The organism is Pseudomonas sp. microsymbiont 2, from assembly GCF_054788395.1.
Genome location: NZ_CM139112.1, coordinates 1,957,588 through 1,976,096 on the forward strand (window position 1 = coordinate 1,957,588; position 18,509 = coordinate 1,976,096).

General features: G+C 66.1%; 4 protein-coding genes. 3 read left to right on the forward strand and 1 reads right to left on the reverse strand.

Annotated features, from left to right (window positions below; translation table 11 throughout):
* Positions 1-123 precede the first annotated feature (123 nt).
* The gene (locus tag ACYUME_RS08895; RefSeq protein WP_460418606.1) at positions 124-1,941 is read left to right on the forward strand and encodes an ABC transporter ATP-binding protein/permease; all 1,818 of its coding nucleotides are present in this window, start codon (positions 124-126) and stop codon (positions 1,939-1,941) included.
* 100 nt (positions 1,942-2,041) lie between these two features.
* Here ACYUME_RS08895 and ACYUME_RS08900 read toward each other — a convergent pair whose 3' ends face one another.
* A complete protein-coding gene (locus tag ACYUME_RS08900) occupies positions 2,042-3,217 on the reverse strand; it encodes an MFS transporter (protein WP_460418607.1) in 1,176 nt (391 codons plus the stop codon).
* Between the two features lie 241 nt (positions 3,218-3,458).
* On the opposite strand from ACYUME_RS08900, the gene ACYUME_RS08905 reads away from it, so the two are divergent.
* Both ACYUME_RS08905 and ACYUME_RS08910 read left to right on the forward strand, forming a co-directional pair.
* Positions 3,459-5,189: a ShlB/FhaC/HecB family hemolysin secretion/activation protein gene (locus ACYUME_RS08905; protein WP_460418608.1), complete on the forward strand. Its 1,731-nt coding sequence runs from the start codon at positions 3,459-3,461 to the stop codon at positions 5,187-5,189.
* Between the two features lie 27 nt (positions 5,190-5,216).
* Complete coding sequence (locus tag ACYUME_RS08910) at positions 5,217-18,506, forward strand: hemagglutinin repeat-containing protein (protein ID WP_460418609.1); 13,290 nt, start codon at positions 5,217-5,219, stop codon at positions 18,504-18,506.
* Positions 18,507-18,509: the final 3 nt, after the last annotated feature.

Genomic DNA, 18,509 nt, shown 5'->3' on the forward strand with positions numbered 1-18,509 from the left:
CTGTGGGAGCGGGTTTACCCGCGAACAGGGCGGCACAAACCGAAGATGAAATGTCCGTCATAGTCGTGAGGCTATTCACAAGCCGATGCTACGCTCGCGAAAACACTGTCACGGAATCCCACCATGGACATGAACTGGCACCAGGCCCTGCAAGAGAGCCTGAGCTGGCTGGCAATCGCCTCGCTGATCACCCTCGTCTGCTTCACCGCCATTGCCGTGCTGGCGGTGCGCTGTACCCGCTGGGGGGCGCAGTTCTGGCAGCTGGCCGGGCCCTACTTCAATTGGCGGCGCAGTTGGCGCCCGGTGTTGGTCTTCGCTCTGCTGCTGGTGCTGACGCTGTTCGCGGTGCGCCTGAACGTGCTGTTCTCGTTCTGGTACAACGGCTTCTACAGCGCCCTGCAGGGCCTGGACCAGACGGCGTTCTGGTACCTGCTCGGGGTGTTCGCGGTGCTGGCGAGCATTCATGTGCTGCGCTCGCTGTTCGCCTTCTACGTGACCCAGGCCTTCAACATCCACTGGCGGGTCTGGCTCACCGAGCGCCTGACTGCCGACTGGATGCGCGGCGATGCCTACTACCGCGGGCAGTTCCTCGCCGAGCCGGTGGACAACCCCGACCAGCGTATCGAGCTGGACGTGAACGCCTTCGTCACCGGCTCCGTGTCCCTGGCACTGGGCGCCGTGAGCGCGGTGGTGTCGCTGGTGGCGTTCACCGGCATACTCTGGGGGCTGTCGGCGCCGCTGGAGGTGGCGGGTATCGAAGTCCCACGGGCGATGGTGTTCGCTGTCTACATCTACGTGCTGGTCGCCACCTGGATCGCCTTCCGCCTCGGGCAACCGTTGATCCGCCTGAACTTTCTCAACGAAAAACTCACCGCCAACTTCCGCTACGCCCTGATGCGTCTGCGCGAGAACGCCGAGAACATCGCGTTCTACCAGGGCGCGCAGGTGGAGCGCGGTACCTTGCTCGGGCGCTTCTTCGCGCTGATCGGCAACGCCTGGGCGCTGGTGTTCCGGAACCTGAAGTTCAGTGGCTTCAACCTCGGGGTCAGCCAGGTAGCGGTGGTGTTTCCGTTCATTCTCCAGGCGCCGCGCTTCTTCAGTGGCGCGATCAAGCTCGGTGATGTGATGCAGACGGCCCAGGCGTTCGGCCAGGTGCAGGATTCGCTGTCGTTCTTTCGCGAGTCCTATGACACCTTCGCCCAGTACCGCGCCACCCTCGATCGTCTGACTGGCTTTCTCGATGCCAATCAGCAGGCCAGCACGCTGCCCCGGGTGGCCAGCGTGGAACAGGCCCATGCACTGGCGATCGAGGGATTGCAGGTATTGCGTCCCGACGGCCATGCGCTGATCAAGGATCTGGAACTGAACCTGCACAGCGGCCAGGCGCTGTTGATCAGAGGGCCTTCGGGCAGCGGCAAGACCACCTTGTTGCGTGCCCTGGCGGGCCTGTGGCCGTATGCCGAGGGTGAAGTCCGGCGGCCATTGGGCACGCAGGCGCTGTTCCTCTCGCAACGCCCGTACCTGCCACTGGGCGACCTGCGCACCGCCATCGCCTATCCGGCGCAGGGCGAGCCAGCCGATGCCGCACGCATGCAGCAGGCCTTGCGTCAGGTCAACCTGGCGCATCTGGCCGAGCGCCTGGACGAGCCGCGCGACTGGTCGCGGATCCTGTCACTGGGCGAACAGCAGCGTCTGGCCTTCGCCCGGGTGCTGTTCAATCGGCCGCAGGTGGTGTTCCTCGACGAGTCCACCTCGGCCATGGACGAAGGGCTGGAGCATGCGCTGTATTCGCTGCTGCGCACGGGGCTGCCGACGACCTTGCTGGTCAGTGTCGGGCATCGCAGCACCCTGGCGGGGTTCCACTCCCATCGCCTGGAAGTGGACGGGCAGGGCGGATGGTCGCTGTTGGAGCAGCAGCCGGCGGTAGAGACACCGGCCTGACGTCGTCTTCGACGCTGTGGGAGCGGGTTTACTCGCGAATGCATCAATGAATGCACCGCCGCATTCGCGGGTGAACCCGCTCCCACAGGGGCGAGCTGAATCATGAGCGCCGGGTCAGCCACAGCCCTGCCAGCGTGACGAACGCGAAAGCGGCCCCCACCAGAAACGTCGCCTGGTACCCCACCCAGTCCCACAGGCCACCGGCCAGCACACTGGCCGCCAGCAGCGCCACCCCGGTCACCAGGTTGAACAGCCCGAACGCCGTCCCCCGCCGATCGGAGGGCGTGCAGTCGGCGATCAATGCGCTGAATACACCCTGGGTAAAACCCAGGTGCAGCCCCCACAGTCCCACGCCAAGTGCCAGCCCGACGTTACCGGGCAGCCAGGCGAGCGTCAGGTCGGCCAGCACCAGCAAGGCCAGGCCGGCCGTCAGCACGCCGCGCCGACCGATCCGGTCGGACAGCGCCCCGGCGGGGTAGGCCGACAGGGCATAGGTCAGCGACATCAGCACCAGCACCGCGGGCGCCCACATGGCAGGAAGGCCCAGTGCCTGGCCGCGCAGTAACAAGAAGGCTTCGCTGAACCGCGCCAGGGTGAACAGCGTGGCGAGCATGAGCAGGCGCCAGTAGCGGTTGCCCAGCCGGGCCAGCTCGCGAAATGCCAAAGGTGCAGCCACTGCGCTGAGCGCAGCAGGTTTTTCGGGCTCGCGAACGCAGGCGACCAGCACGTAGAGCGCCATGAATGCCGGAACCACCGCCACCCAGAACACCGTCTGGAAATGGCTGGCCGTCAGCCACATCAACAGGATCGCCAGCAACGGCCCGAGAAAGGCGCCGACCGTGTCCAGCGCCTGGCGCAGGCCAAAGGCGGCGCCGCGCAGTTCGGCCGGGGTGATGTCGGCGATCAGCGCATCCCGTGGCGCGCCGCGAATACCCTTGCCGAGACGGTCGACGAAGCGCGCCGTGGTCAGCCACTCCAACCCCGGGGCCAGGGGAAATACCGGCTTGGTCAACGCAGCCAGGCCATAACCTATCACGGTCAGCAGCTTGCGCTTGCCCAGGCGGTCGCTGAGCGCGCCGGAGAACGCCTTGGTGATTGCCGCCGTCGCCTCGGCGATGCCCTCGATCAGGCCCACGGCCAGGACCGAGGTGCCGAGCACGCCGACCATGTACAGGGGCAGCAGGGCGTGGATCATCTCCGAGGAGATGTCCATGAGCAGCGAGACGAAGCCCAAGGCCCAGACACTGCGGGGGATGGTGGGGAGGGCACGGGTCATGGTCGCCTCGGATCGTCGCTCGGCTTCACTTTAGACAAAGCGGGTCGAACGGCGGCGCCCTCATTACCTGATGCAGTATTTCCCTCTGCAACCCACCACCTGCGAAACGCAAACTTGGCGCTTGCATGCAAGTGGATACAAAGTTTCATGTTCGTTGGTCGGTGTTTGATTGACTGCAAGGATAGTGGCTACTTAGCATCGCGCGCGCTCCCCGCTGCCCTGCGATTTCGAAGGATCGAACATGTATCTCTCCTCTCTCGGCACCCGCTTGCGTGCCGTGCTGACAGGCCTTTGCCTGGCTGTTGCGCTGGACTCGGCGATCGCCGCGCCCTTCAACAATCCCGGCGATCAGGACCTGATCCGCGATCGTCAGAATCGCCTGCTCGAAGAGCAGCAGCGGCGCCTGCAGGAGCTCAAGGACCTGCCCGGCGAGCGCGCCACCCCCGCGGCCCCCGAGGCCCCGACCGATAGCCGTTGCTTCCCGATCAAGGACATCGAGCTCAAGGGCGCCGACGCGCTGTCGGCTGCTGAACGTCAAAGCCTGCTCGCCCCCTATATCGGGCAGTGCCTGGGGGTCGCCCAGCTCAATGAGCTGCTCAAGACCATTACCGATCGCTACATCCAGAAGGGCCTGGTCACCAGCCGCGCCTACCTGCCGCAACAGGACCTGTCCAGCGGCCACCTGCAGGTGCTGGTGGTCGAGGGCCGTCTCGAAGGCCTCAAGGCCGGCGAAGGCAGCAAGCTCAGCGCCCGCGAACTGGACATGGCGTTCCCTGGGCGTGCGGGCGACCTGCTCGACCTGCGCGAGATCGAGCAGATGGTCGACCAGCTCAACCGGCTGCCCTCCAACCAGGCGCGCATGCAGCTGACCCCGGGCAAGGCCGTGGGCGGCAGCGAGGTGGTGGTCGCCAACGCCCCGCAAAAGCCCTGGCGAGTGGGTTTGTCGCGCAGCAACGACGGCCAGAAAAGCACCGGCGAGCAGCAGTGGGGCAGCTCGCTGGAATGGGACAGCCCGCTGGGCCTGGCCGACCAACTGGTGCTGCGCGGCGGCCATGACGCCATCAGCGACCACCAGAAGACCTCGCGCAATGCCGCGCTCTACTACAACCTGCCGTTTGGCTGGTGGAACCTCAGCTACAGCTACAGCCAGAGCGAATACCGCTCCCTGGCCGAGGCGGCGGACTACAGCTTCAAGCAGAACGGCGATAGCCAGAATCATCAGTTACGGCTCGAGCGCGTGGTCCACCGCGACTCGGTCAGCAAGACCTCGCTCAACGCCGGCATGAGCTACCTGCGCACCAACAACTACATCGAAGACAGCAAGCTGAGCAACAGCAGCAACCGCCTCAGCGAAGCCCAGTTCGGCATCAACCATGGCCGGCGTATCGGCGGCGCCTTCGTCAACGTCGACCTCGGCCTGCAGGACGGCATCGGTGCCTTCGATGCCCAGCGCGAGCAGGAGCGCGATGCCTTCGGCAACCGCCTGCCCAACGCCCGCTACCGCAAGTACACCGCCACCGTCAGCTATCTGCAGCCGTTCAAGGTGCTGGGCGAGTCGCTGGTGTTCAGCAGCCTGGTCACCGGCCAGCGCAGCGAAGACCGGCTGTTCAGTCCCCAGCGCATGAGCCTGGGCAGCCAGTCCTCGATCCGTGGCTACAAGGACCAGAGCCTGAACGGCGACAGCGGCTACTACTGGCGCAACGACCTGCGCTGGAGCCGCCAGGTGGCCTGGGACTGGCTGCGGCCGGTGCTCGCCGAGTACGGCCTGGGCCTGGGCTATGACGTCGGCGCCATTCGCCACGACCGCTACAGCGGCGAGCAGCACGGGCGGGTGTCCAGTCACTCGGCCGAGCTGTTCGCCCGTGGGCGCAACCTGTCCGCCAGCGTGACCTTCGCCCATTCCCTGGAGCGCCCCGACGCGCTGACCGAGCGCGAGACGCCGGTCTACTTCCGCCTGGACTTTTTCCTTTAATACCGCTTTCAACCCGAGATGCCCGACATGGATGTTCGTCAGTTCGCCTTCCTGGCTCGCCAGCCTTCGGCTGCCCTGCAATCCCGTGAGTCCTTCTGGGGCCTGTCCAAGCGCGGACTGGCGTTCATGCTGGCCAACATGATGTTCTGGCAGCCGCTGGTGGCGATGGCCGACGGCATCGTCGTCAACGGCAGCAACACCGGCCTCGGCCAGGCCGGCAACGGCGTGCCTATCGTCAACATCGCCACGCCCAGCGACGCGGGGCTGTCGCATAACAAGTTCAGCGACTACAACGTCGGCCAGCAGGGCCTGATCCTCAACAACGCCACCGACCGCACCCAGTCCACCCAGCTGGGCGGGATCATCCTGGGCAACAGCAACCTGGGCGGGCGCTCGGCCAATGTCATCCTCAACGAGGTCAACGGCGCCAACCCCAGCCAGCTCAAGGGCTATACCGAGGTCGCGGGGCGCTCGGCGCATGTCATCGTCGCCAACCCGTATGGCGTTACCTGCAATGGTTGCGGCTTCATCAACACGCCACGGGCGACCCTGACCACCGGCAAACCGGTGGTCGAGAACGGCCAGCTGCAGCGTTACCAGGTGGAGCAGGGCAGTGTCGCCATCGAAGGCGCGGGGCTCAACGCCAGCAACATCGACCAGTTCGAGATCATCACCCGCAGCGCCAAGATCAACGCGCAGATCCAGGCCCGCCATCTGACGATGGTCACCGGCGCCAATGATGTCGATGCCCAGACCCTCAAGGCCAGCGCGCGAGCCGCCAACCCGGCGGATGCGCCGCAGCTGGCCATCGATTCCTCGGCGCTGGGCGGCATGTACGCGGGCGCCATCACCTTGGTGGGCACCGAGGCTGGGGTCGGGGTCAAGCTCGACGGCCAGATGATCGCCAGCGGCGGCGATATCCAGCTCGACGCCAACGGCCAGCTGCGCATGGCCGACGCCACCGCCGCCAAGGGCGCGGTGGTGATCAATGCCGGCCAGCTCGATGCCCAGGGCGCGGTATACGCCGGCACGCGGCTGGAGGTGAAGACCCAGGGCGACCTGGACAACCGCAAGAACCTTGTCGCCGCCGAGCGCATCAGCCTCGACAGCGGTGGCCGCCTGACCAACCACGGCATCGTCGAAGCCGGGGTCAACGCCGACAACAGCCGCAACGGCAATGGCGATGTGCGCCTGAGCGCGCGGCAGGTCGACAACCGTGGCCAGAGCGTGGTGGCCAGCCGCGATCTCAGTGTCACCGCCAGCCAGACCCTGGACAACCAGGGCGGCACCCTGAGCGCGCAGCGCCAGCTGACGGCCAATGCCGACACCCTGGACAACCGCGCCAAGGGCCGCGTGCTCAGCGCCGGCCAGATCGAGCTGCAGGCTGGCCAGGCGCGCAATGGTCAGGGAGGCCTGATCAAGGGAGACACGGCGGTCGATGCCCGCGTCGCCCAGCTGGACAACAGCGGCGGCGAACTTTCCAGCCAGGGCAAGGTGACCGCGCAGGTCACCCGTCTGGACAACGTGGCCGGCACCCTCACCGCCGACCAGCACCTGGCCCTGACCGCCAGCGGCGCGGTGGACAACCGTGGTGGCCAGATCACCAGCCTGCGGACCCTCGACCTCAAGGCCGGGCAGGTGAACAACAGCGCGGCGGGGCGCATCGCCAGCAACCAGGCGCTGACCGCCAGTGTCACCGGGTTGGATCAGCGCGATGGCGGCCGGCTGACCAGCGTCAGCGAGCTGAGCCTGGACCTCAACAAGGGCCACCTGAACAACCAGGGCGGCCTGATCAACGCTCCGCGCCTGACCCTGAACAACCTCGACAGCGTGGATAACCACCAGGGCGAGATCTCCAGCGCCCAGGCCTTCGCCCTGGTGGCGCGCAGCCTGGACAACAGCCTCGGCAAGCTGCTCGGCAATCAGGGCCTGAGCGTCCACCTGGATCAGGCGCTGAACAACGCCGGCGGCCTGGTTTCCGCCAATGGCGTCAGTGTGAGCGCCGCGAGCCTGGACAACCATGACGGCACCGTCACCAGCCGCGCCGACCTCTCTCTGACCCTGGCTGGCGCGACCGACAACCAGAACGGCGAGATTTCCAGCGTCGGTGGCACCACCCTCAAGGGCGCCGGCCTGGACAACCGCAAGGGCCAGGTTACCGGCGACGGCGCGCTGAACATCGCCCTCGGCGCCGCCCTGGACAACCGCGCCGGCACCCTCGGTTCCGCCGGCAAGGTGGACCTGGAGGCCGCCAGCCTCGACAACCGCGAGGGTGGCAACCTGGTGACCGATGCCGGCCTGGACGCCCGCATCCATGGCCTGCTGGACAACCAGCAAGGCGCGATCACGGCCAAGGGCGCCATCGACCTGCTCGCCGACAAACTGGACAACCGCGCCGGCAAACTGCGCGCGGACCAGCAGGCGCTGCTCACCGTCGACCAGCTGGACAACCGTGACAGGGGCCTGCTGAACAGCCTCGCGGCGCTGAGCTTCAATGGCAGCGCACTGGACAACCGTGGCGGCCTGCTCAACGCCGTGGGCCCCGTGCGCCTGGACGGCACTCGCCTGGACAACAGCGGCGGGCGCATCTCCAGCCAGCGGGCGCTGGTGGCCCAGGTGACCCAGATGGTCAACCAGAAAGGCGAGCTCGTCGCCGAGGGTGACCTGACCCTGCAAGGCGCCAGCCTGGATAACCGCAAGGGCGGCCTGGTCGGCGCCAAGCACCAGCTCACCGTGCAAGTGGACGATGTCGACAACCGTGGCGGGGAACTCTCCAGTGGCGCGGGGCTGAACGTCAAAGGTACCCAGCTCGACAACAGCGACAGCGGCAAGCTGATCGCCGGCAGCGACCTCGACCTGCAGGTCGCCGAGGTGCTCAACCGCAACCAGGGCGAGCTGTCCGGCAAGGGCACGCTGAACCTGGTCGGCAAGCACCTGGACAACGGCCAGGGGCGCCTGGTCGCAGGCCATGCGCTGGACATCGATCTGCAAAACGCCCTGGACAACCTGCAAGGGCTGATCAGCGCCGAAGGGCGGCTGACCGCCAAGGTCGGCAGCCTGGACAACAGCACCGGCAAGCTATCCAGTGCCGGCACCCTGAGCCTGACCAGCGCCGGCGCACTGCTCAATCGCGGCGGCTCAGTCACCACCGACGCCGGGCTGGTCATCGCCAGCCAGCGCCTGGACAACGACCAGGGTGGCGTGCTCAGCAGCAAGGGCGCGGCCAAGGTCGACACCGGTAGTTTCAATAACGGCCAGGGCGCGCGGCTGGTCAGCGGCGACCGCCTAGACCTCAGCGCAGGCCAGGTCAACAACGGCCAGGGCAGCCGGATCGCCAGCGAGCGGGCACTGGTCGCCAGCATCGGCGGGCTCGACCAGCAAGGGGGCGAGCTGTTCAGCAAAAGCGCGCTGACCCTCGACCTGAACCACGGCCAGCTCACCAACCACAAGGGCTTGATCACGGCGCCGCTGCTGGTGCTCAAGCAACTGGCCGATGTCGACAACCAGCAGGGCGAGATCTCCAGCGCCCAGGCCTTCACCCTGGCTGCGCGCAATCTGGACAACCGCAACGGCAAGCTGATCGGCCAGCAGGGCCTGACCCTGCGCGTCGAGCAAGCGCTTGACAACCTCAAAGGCCTGGTTTCGGCCAACGGCCTCGACTTGCGCAGCCGCAGCCTGGACAACAGCCAGGGCATGCTCAGCAGCCGGGGCACGCAGCAGATCGTCGTCGATAGCGAACTGCTCAACCAGGACGGCGCACTGATCGCCGACCAACGCCTGGACTTGCAGGCCGGTGAACTGGACAACCAGCGCGGGCTGGTGTCCGGCAAGACTGCCGTGGTGGCCAAGGTCGGCAAGCTGGACAACCGCGCCGGCCAGCTGGTCGGCGCTGACACCCTGAGCCTGACCGGCGCCAGCCTCGACAACCGTCAGGGCGGCCTGGTGAGCGCGACCCACGGCCTGCAACTGAACGTCGGCGCTGTGAGCAACAGCGGCGGCGAGCTGTCGAGCCAGGCCAACGTGACCGTCGAAGGCCAGCGCCTGGACAACAGCGGTGCAGGCAAGGTGCTGGCGGACGGCAACCTGCGACTGACCGTCGCCGAGGTGATCAACCACAGTAAGGGCCTGCTGTCGGGCAAGACCGGCCTGACCCTGAGCGGTGGCAGCCTGGACAACACCAGCGGCCTGCTGCAAACCCGTCAGGCCCTGGTGGTCGACTTGCAGGGCAAACTGGACAACCATCAGGGCCAGATCAGCGCCGAAGGCACCCTGAGCCTGGCCAGTGGCGAGCTGGACAACCGTGCCGGCAGCGTCTCCAGCGCCGGAGCGCTGATCCTTGAGCACGGCGGCGCAGTACGCAACCAGGGTGGCGAACTGGTCACCGATGGCGCGCTCAAGCTGCGCGGCGGCCATATCGACAACAGCAGTGAAGGCGTGATCAGTGCCAAGGGCGTGGCCGAGGTGACCGCCGCCAGCCTGGACAATAGCCAGAAGGGACGCCTGGGCAGTGGCGCCAACCTGACCCTGAGCAGCGGCCAGCTGACCAATCGCGACGGTGGCCGCATCGCCAGCGCAGGCGCGCTCGACGCCAGTGTCACCGGCCTCGACCAGCAAGGTGGCCAGCTATTCAGCAACGGCACGCTCACCCTGGACCTCAACCATGGGCAGCTGGACAACCGCAAGGGTTTGATCAACGCACCGCTGCTGATGCTCAAGCAACTCGGCGAGGTGAACAACCAGGGCGGTGAGATTTCCTCGGCCCAGGCCTTCACCCTGGCCGCGCGCAGCCTGGACAACAGCAACGGCAAGCTGCTGAGCAACCAGGCCCTGACCCTGCGCATCGACCAGGCGCTGAACAACATCAAGGGCCTGGTCGCCGCCGCGCGCCTCGACAGCCACGCCGCCAGCCTGGACAACAGCGGCGGCACCCTGACCAGCCGTGGCGATCTCGACCTGCAACTGGCCGACAATCTGAACAACAGCCAGCAAGGCCTGATCAATGCCAACGGCACCCTGACCCTCGCCAGCCGCGCCATCGTCAACCAGGGTGGTTCGCTGCTGGGTGGCGCCATCGCCCTGGACCTGGGCAGCGCCAGCGGCGACCTGAACAACGACGCCGGCCTGATCAGCACCGCCGGCCCACTGACCATCCGCCACCTGCGTGATCTGAGCAACCGCGGCGGTGAGATCGCCAGCGGCCAGCGCCTGGACCTGACGGCCCGTACCCTGGACAACAGCGCCGGCAAACTGATCGGCAATGACCAGCTGGGCGTCAAAGCCCAGCGGCTGATCAACCAGGGCGGCCTGGTGTCGGGCTGGCAGGGCCTGGATGTGGAACTGGGCAGCCTGGACAACCGCAACCAAGGCACCTTGTCCAGCCGCGACGGCGCGCTGCAGGCGCGGGTCAGTGGCGACCTGCAGAACAATGCAGGCGGCGCCCTGGTCAGCCGCAAGGTACTGAACGTGACGGCGGCCAACCTGGACAACAGTGCCGGTGGCATTCTGTCCAGCGCTGCCGGCCAGCACCTGACCGTCACCGGCCTGTTGAACAACGCCCAGGGTGGTCTGATCGACAGCGGCGCGGCCCTGACCCTCGAGGCCATGACCCTGGGCAATGCCGCGGGCAGCATTAACGCCCAGCAGGCCATCGACCTCGATGCCACCACCCTGGACAACAGCAGCGGCAGCCTGGTCGGCAATGGCGCGGTGACGCTGAACCTGCTCGGCGCGCTGAGCAACACCAATGGCAAGCTGGCCAGTGCCGGCCCGTTGCGTCTCGACCACGCCACCCAGGTCAGCAACCAAGGTGGCCAGATCGCCAGCCAGGGCCTGCTGACCCTGCTGGCCGGCAGCCTGGACAACAGCAACCGTGGCACCGTGGCGGCCAAGCAAGGTCTGACCCTGGCCATCGACGGCACCCTGCAGAACAACGCCGATGGCCTGATCTACAGCCAGAACGGCGACCTCGACGTCGCTGCCGCCACCGTGAGCAACGCCAAGGGCACCTTGCAGGGGCAGGGCGCGCTGAAGCTGGTGAGCGGCGATATCGACAACCAGAGTGGCCGCATCATCGCCGACGGCGGCAACCTCGTCGTCACCGCTGGCAACCTGGACAACCGCGGCGGCGTGCTGTCGAGCCTCAAGGGCGCGCTCGACGCCGACCTGCGCGGCGTGCTGAAGAACGGCTACGACCTCGACAACAACCGCCAGGGCGGCATCACCCAGGGCCAGTCCCTGGTGCTCAAGGCCCTGGGCGGCATCGACAACTACGGTGGGCGCATCGCTGCCCAGGCCGGCGACGCCCTGGTCACCACCGCCGACTTCGACAACCGCAACGGCGGCCTGTACGCCAAGGGGCTGGTGCAGGTCCGTGGCGGCAACTTCGACAACAGCGGCGACAACGACGGCCAGATCGCCGGCCAGCGCATCGACCTCGGCCTGAGCGGCGCGCTGAACAACCGCCTGGGTATCATCGAGAGCGACAGCACCCTGGCGATCACGGCAGCCAGCCTCGACAACCAGACCGGCCAGATTCGCGCACTCGGCAGCAGCGGCGCCACCCGCCTGCAGATCGCCGGCCAGTTCGACAACCGCAACGGCACCCTGGAAACCGCCAACACCGACCTCGGCCTGGGCGTCGGCAGCTTCCTCAATGGCGGCGGCAGCCTGCTGCATGTTGGCCGTGGCACCTTCGACATCTCCACCGCCAACGTCACCGGCGCCGGTGGCAGCATCGTCACCCGCGGCGGCCTGACCCTCAACGCCGGCAGCTGGCACAACAGCAACGTCATCCAGGCCGGGCGCCTGACGGTCAATGTCGGCGACTTCAGCCAGACCGCCAGCGGCCAGTTGCTGGCCGGCGAAGCACTGGTCGGCAGCGGCGGCAATTGGAGCAACGACGGCCTGATCGCCAGTGACGGCAGCCTCAGCCTCGACCTGGGTGGCAGCTACAACGGCAACGGCCGCCTGAGCAGTCGCGGCACCCTCGGCCTGAACGCCGGGCAACTCAACCTCAGCGGCACCGGCAGCATCGCCGGTGGCGCCGCCAGCAGCGTGTCGGTGGCCGGCCTGCTGAACAACGCCGGCCGCCTGACCTCCGCGGCCGGGCTCAGCGTCGGCGCCGGCAGCGTCAACAACCAGGGCACCCTGGGCGCCGCGCAGAACCTGACCCTGACCACCGGCGCCCTGGTCAACGACCGTGGCCTGCTGTTCAGCGGCGCCGACATGGGCCTGCGCGTCGACAGCCTGACCAACAGCTATGCCGACGTGTACAGCCTTGGCAAGCTGACCATCGACCGTGACGGCCAAGGCAGCCTGGCCAGCAGCATCGTCAACCGCTCCGCTTCGCTGCAGAGCGACGGTTCGATGAGCCTGGCCGCCAGCACCATCCAGAACGTGCGGGCGATCCTCAAGACCGACAACAAGGGCGTGTACACCGCCCGTATCGGCGAAGTCGCCTGTATCGAGGGCTACAACGCCGGCGACTGTGGCGGCAAGCGCAACCACGTCTGGGAGATCGTCCAGCGTGACAAGTTCGAGGTCACGCAAGCCAGCGCCGCGTCGAGCATCACCACAGGCGGTAACCTCACGCTCAACGGTGGCGACCTGCTCAACAGCAGCAGCACCATCGCCGCGGCCGGCAGCCTGGTGGCCACGGTCAACAACCTGACCAACAGCGGCTTGGAGACCGGCGAGACCGAGACCACCCGTATCTTCATGTCGGCGCGCACCCGCAACGCGGGCGGCTGGTACAACGCCGCCAACAACGTCACCAACAAGTACTGGATCGATAGCCCTGGCTACAACCCCAACGACCTGGGCGGCCTGCAAGCCGCGCTGGCCGGCTTCATCGGCATGACCGAGCGCGAATGGGTACAGCTGGGCAGTACCAGGCAACTGGCGGCTGGCGACCAGAGCTACGCCGGCGTGATGCAGGCCGGCGGCGCGGTGAGCGTCACCGCCGGCAATGGCATCACCAACAGCGTGGTGCGACCGGGCTATGCCTACATCGGCAGTGGCGCGCGCACCGACACCAGCGCGCCCGGCACGGCCTTCTCCACCCGTGTCACGCTGAACCAGCAGCTGCCGCCGGAGCTGGCCCAGCAGCAGGTCAACCCGCTGGCGCTGCCTGGCTTCAGCCTGCCCGCTGGGCAGCACGGCCTGTTCCGCCTGAGCACCGAGGGGGGCAGCGCGCCCGCCAACAACGGTCCGCAAAGCTGGACCATGGGCGGCGCCAGCCTGAGCGTCGCCCAGCGCCAGCAGCCGCTGCCGCAAGTCGCGGTCCGCGCCATCGACAGCGTCGACGCCGCCCAGGCTGGTGCCCGCGGCACCGCGCTGAGCACCGTCGAGCGTACCCAGGCGGGCAACGCCAGCAACGCCAGCGCGATCGACACGTCCCTGCCGGGCACCGGCAACGGCCCGCTGCTGCCCGGCCGCACGGCGGTGAACGACGGCATCAACCAGGCCTCGGCGCTCAACGCCCAAGGCTCAATGCCGATCACGATCGAGCGCGTGCAAGGCCTGCCCGACAGCAGCGTGCGCAGCAACCCGCACAAGTACCTGGTCGAAACCAATCCGGTGCTCACCGACCTCAAGCAGTTCATGAGCTCGGACTACCTGCTGGCCAACCTCGGCTATGACCCCGACCAGAGCGCCAAGCGCCTGGGCGATGGTTTCTACGAGCAGAAGCTGGTGCAGCAGGCCGTGGTCGCCCGCACCGGCCAGCGCTTGATCGACGGCCAGGACACCGACGAGAAGCTGTTCAAGTACCTGATGGACAACGCCATCAAGAGCAAGCAACAGCTCAACTTGGCGGTGGGCGTGAGCCTGACATCCGAGCAGGTGGCGGCCCTGACCCACGACATCGTCTGGCTGGAAAACGCCGAGGTGAACGGCGAGCAGGTGCTGGTGCCGGTGCTCTACCTGGCCCACTCCAACAACCGCCTGGCGCCCAACGGCGCGTTGATCGCCGGCAGCGACGTCAACCTGATCGCCGGGCAGAACCTCGACAACGTCGGCACCCTGCGCGCCACCCGCAACCTGTCGGCCCAGGCCGGCAACAACCTGGTCAACAGCGGCCTGGTGCAAGCCGGCGAGCGCCTCGACCTGTTGGCAGGCAACGACCTGGTGAACAAGGCCGGTGGCATCATCGCCGGGCGCGACGTGAGCCTCGGCGCCGGCCGCGATGTGATCAACGAACGCACCGTCACCTCGCACCAGAGCAGCAACGGCAGCTACGCCCAGCAACGCGACTTCGTCGACAACGCCGCACGGGTGGAGGCGGCCAACAACCTGGCGATCAACGCCGGGCGTGATCTGGCCAACAGCGGCGGCGTGCTCGAGAGCGGCGCCGACACCAGCCTCAAGGCCGGGCGCGACGTCAAGCTGACCTCGGTGGAGCAGGTGGTCAGCAATGATCGCGGCGTGCGCTACAACGACTACAGCGTCACCCAGCACGGCGCCAGCCTGCAGGCCGGACGCGACCTGACCGTCAGCGCCGGGCGCGACATCAGCGCGGTGGCCAGCGCGATCGAGGCCAAGCGTGACGTGGCGATGACCGCGACCCGGGACCTGGACCTGATGTCCGCCGCCAATGAACAGCATTCGGCGAGCAAGACCAAGAAGGTCACCAGCCAGGAAGATCACGTCCAGCAGGTGTCCAGCAGCGTGGCGGCGGGCGGCAACGTGGCGTTGAAGGCCGGCGATGACCTGACCCTGAGCGCCAGCCGGGTGACGGCGGGCAATGAGGCTTATCTCTATGCCGGCGGCGATGTGAACCTGGTCGCCGAGCAGAACAGCGACTACAGCTACTACCGCAAGACCAAGACCAGCAGCTCCGGGCTGTCGAGCAGCCAGAAGACCCGTATCGACAGCTCGCGCTCCGTCACCCAGGAGGGATCGTCGGTCAGCGGCGATACGGTGGTGGTCCGCGCCGGGCAGGATATCGGCGTGTCGGGCAGCAACATCGTGTCCACCCATGACACGAGCCTGCTGGCCGGGGGCAACATCCAGATCGACAGCGCCACGGAAACCTTCGAGCAGAGCCACTCGAGCTCGAAGAAAAAGTCCGGCCTGCTCAGCAGCGGCGGGATCGGCTTCACCCTGGGTTCGACCAGCCTGGAAAACAGCTCCACCAGCAAGAGCGAGAACGCCAAGGCCAGCACGATCGGCAGCGTGCTCGGCGACGTCTCCATCGAGGCGGGCAAGAACCTGGGTGTCAAAGGCTCCGAGGTTATCGCCGGCAAGGACATCACCCTGGTCGGGCAGAACGTCGAGATCGTCGCGGCCGAAAGCCACAACACCAGCGAGCAGACCGCCAAGAGCAAGAGCAGCGGCCTGACCCTGGCCTTGTCCGGCACGGTAGGCAGTGCTGTCGACACCGCCTACCAGACGACCAAGCAGGCCACCAAGGAAGAAGACAGCCGGCTCTCGGCCCTGCAAGGCATCAAGGCCGGCCTGACCGGTGTCCAGGCCTGGCAGGCCGCCCAGGAAAATGGCGGCATGAACGCGCAGAACGCCGGCGAGTTCGTCGGCATCGCCATTTCGCTCGGCGGGCAGAAGTCCAGCTCGCGCCAGACCCAGGAGCAGACCGTCAGCCAGGGCAGCAGCCTGACCAGCGGCAACGACCTGACCATCGTCGCCAAGGGCAACGGCAGTGACGCCAACGGCGGCGATATCCGTGTGCAGGGTAGCAAGCTCAAGGCTGGCAACGACCTGTCGCTGCAAGCCGAGCGCGACATCGTGCTGGAAGCGGCGGCCAACACGCAGAAGCTGGATGGCAAGAACAACAGCAGTGGCGGCGCCATCGGCGCCAGTATCGGTTTCGGCTCGAACGGCGGCGGCCTGAGCATCTTTGCCAATGCCAACAAAGGCACGGGCAACGAGAAGGGCAACGGCACCACCTGGACGGAAACCACCCTCGATGCCGGGAACCAGGCCAGCTTGCTCAGCGGGCGGGATACCACGCTCAAGGGCGCACAGGTCAACGCCGACAAGGTCGTCGCCGACGTTGGGCGCGACCTGACGCTGCAGAGCCTGCAGGACACCGACAACTACAAGTCCAAGCAGACCAATGTCAGCGGCGGGGTGAGCGTCGCCATCATTGGCGCGGGCGCGAGCGGCAGCCTCAGCGTCAGCCAGAACAAGCTCGACTCCAAGTACCAGAGCGTGCAGGAGCAGACCGGGCTGTTCGCCGGCAAGGGTGGCTACCAGATCGATGTGGGCAAGCACACCCAGCTCGACGGCAGCGTCATCGCCAGCACCGCCGAGGCCGACAAGAACCGCCTGAGCACCGGCACCCTGGGCTGGAGCGATATCGAGAACAAGGCCGAGTTCAAGAGCCAGATGGCCAGCGCCAGCGTCAGCGGTGGCAACAGCGGCTCGACGGGCTTCACCAGCAACATGCCCAGCGGCACGCTGATTGCCTACAACCACAGCGGCAGCGCCAGTGGCACCACCTCATCGGCGATTTCCGAGGGCACCCTGGAGATTCGTGATCCGGGCCAGCAGAAGCAGGACGTCGCGACCCTGAGCCATGACGTCGAGCATGCCAACGACAGCATCAGCCCGATCTTCGACAAGGAGAAAGAGCAACGGCGCCTGAGGCAGGTGCAGTTGATCGGTGAGATCGGGACGCAGGTGTCGGACATCGTGCGGACCGAGGGGCTGCGCAAGGCCAAGGAAGATGCAAAGGTCGAGCTTGAGAAGCAGGGGGTTCACGAGCCTGAGAAAGGGGCTGACCAGAAAGTCGTCGAGGATTATCAGAAGCAGCTGGCGGCTACCGATGCTTACCAGAAGATCATGGGCAAGTACGGTACCAGCGGTGATTACCAGCGCGTTACCCAGGCGGTGACGGCGGCTCTGCAGGGGCTGGCCGGCGGGGATATCGGTTCGGCACTGGCTGGCGCCTCGGCGCCGTACCTGGCGCAGTTGATCAAGAAGTCCACTGGAGACAACGCGGCGCTGAATGTCATGGCCCACGCCGTGCTCGGGGCCGTGGTGGCCCAGGCGCAAGGCAATTCGGCGGCGGCGGGTGCGGCCGGGGCGGCTGGTGGCGAGCTGGCTGCACGGTTGATTGCCCAGCAGTTGTATGGAACGACCGATGGCAATGCCCTGAGTGAAGAGCAGAAGCAGACGATCTCGGCACTGTCGACGTTGGCGGCTGGGCTTTCAGGTGGGCTGGTGGAGGGCAACAGCACGGGTGCTGTCGCGGGGGCGGGGGCAGGTCGCAATGCCGTTGAGAACAACTTGTTGGCGAACAAGTACGGTATCGAGCGGTTGGATGCGACAAGTCGGGCGCTTTACGAGAAGCTCAAGACTGCTGGTATTGGAAGCATCGATGAGCTGCAGGAGCGGTACCAGGCTTGTGCTGGTAATGGTGAATGTCAGCGTGGAATACGCAATGAATACCGGCAGCAGGAAAAGGAGGCCGGGGAGAAGCTTGCAGATCTGTACCAGAGCGGCAGGCTGAGCCGGGAGGACTACAACATCCTGGTGGCGGACTACGCCATCGCCATGCTGGAAGGGGTGAAGCAAGGGCAGCGCAATGGCGAGGGTGGTGATTACCTCAATATCTATTCGCTGTCGGGTGCCGACTGGACTCCGCTAGGTGGAATCGCCAATCCATACCTTGGTGCGATCAGGGCGAGTGAGATGATCGCCGAGTGGAGGCGGCAAGGGCTAAGCGAGGAAAAAATCAGCACCCTGGCGCATCAGGATGGATTGCTTGGTTCGACGCTGGCACCAGTGGACGTTCCTGGAATTGTCAATCTTGTTGACAATGGCGCTACTCGGGAGGAGATTTTAAAATTTGGTGCGGCTGTTGCGTTTGGTAAAGCTGTAGGTGGGGCAAAAGCGGCAGGTGCAGCTGAAGTGCCGGCTACTTCTGCAATTGCGCGTGTTGGGCTGAGAGACGATCTCGCCGCTCAAGCAGGGATTCCTCGAAATATTGCTGAATCGCCGTCGAGCATGTGGGGTAAATCGATTGATGACATCAAGCAGTCGCTGATGCTTGATGGTGCGAGTCTTACGCCGAAAGCACCATTGGCTGGTACTTCAGGTAAAGCACAGGTCTTTAACGTTGAAGGACACCCGAAAATAAAAGAGGTAGAGTTTCATCCGGGCGGTGGGACCCATGGCGATAGTCCCTATTATAAAATTGTTACTACTGAGAAGATTGGTACGAAAAATATAGAGATACGGGTAATTGATCCTTCGCCTGATTTTAGTCCGGGCACTATTACGCGTTACCAACAATACTATGATATCCAAGGAAATCGTCTGAAGTATGAGGGCGGTGAGTGGAAGGATTGGAAGTGATCT

Coding starts and splice junctions, on each gene's coding strand:
- ACYUME_RS08895 (WP_460418606.1), top strand. CDS start 124: ATGGACATGAACTGGCACCAGGCCCTGCAAGAGAGCCTGAGCTGGCTG.
- ACYUME_RS08905 (WP_460418608.1), top strand. CDS start 3,459: ATGTATCTCTCCTCTCTCGGCACCCGCTTGCGTGCCGTGCTGACAGGC.
- ACYUME_RS08910 (WP_460418609.1), top strand. CDS start 5,217: ATGGATGTTCGTCAGTTCGCCTTCCTGGCTCGCCAGCCTTCGGCTGCC.
- ACYUME_RS08900 (WP_460418607.1), bottom strand. CDS start 3,217: ATGACCCGTGCCCTCCCCACCATCCCCCGCAGTGTCTGGGCCTTGGGC.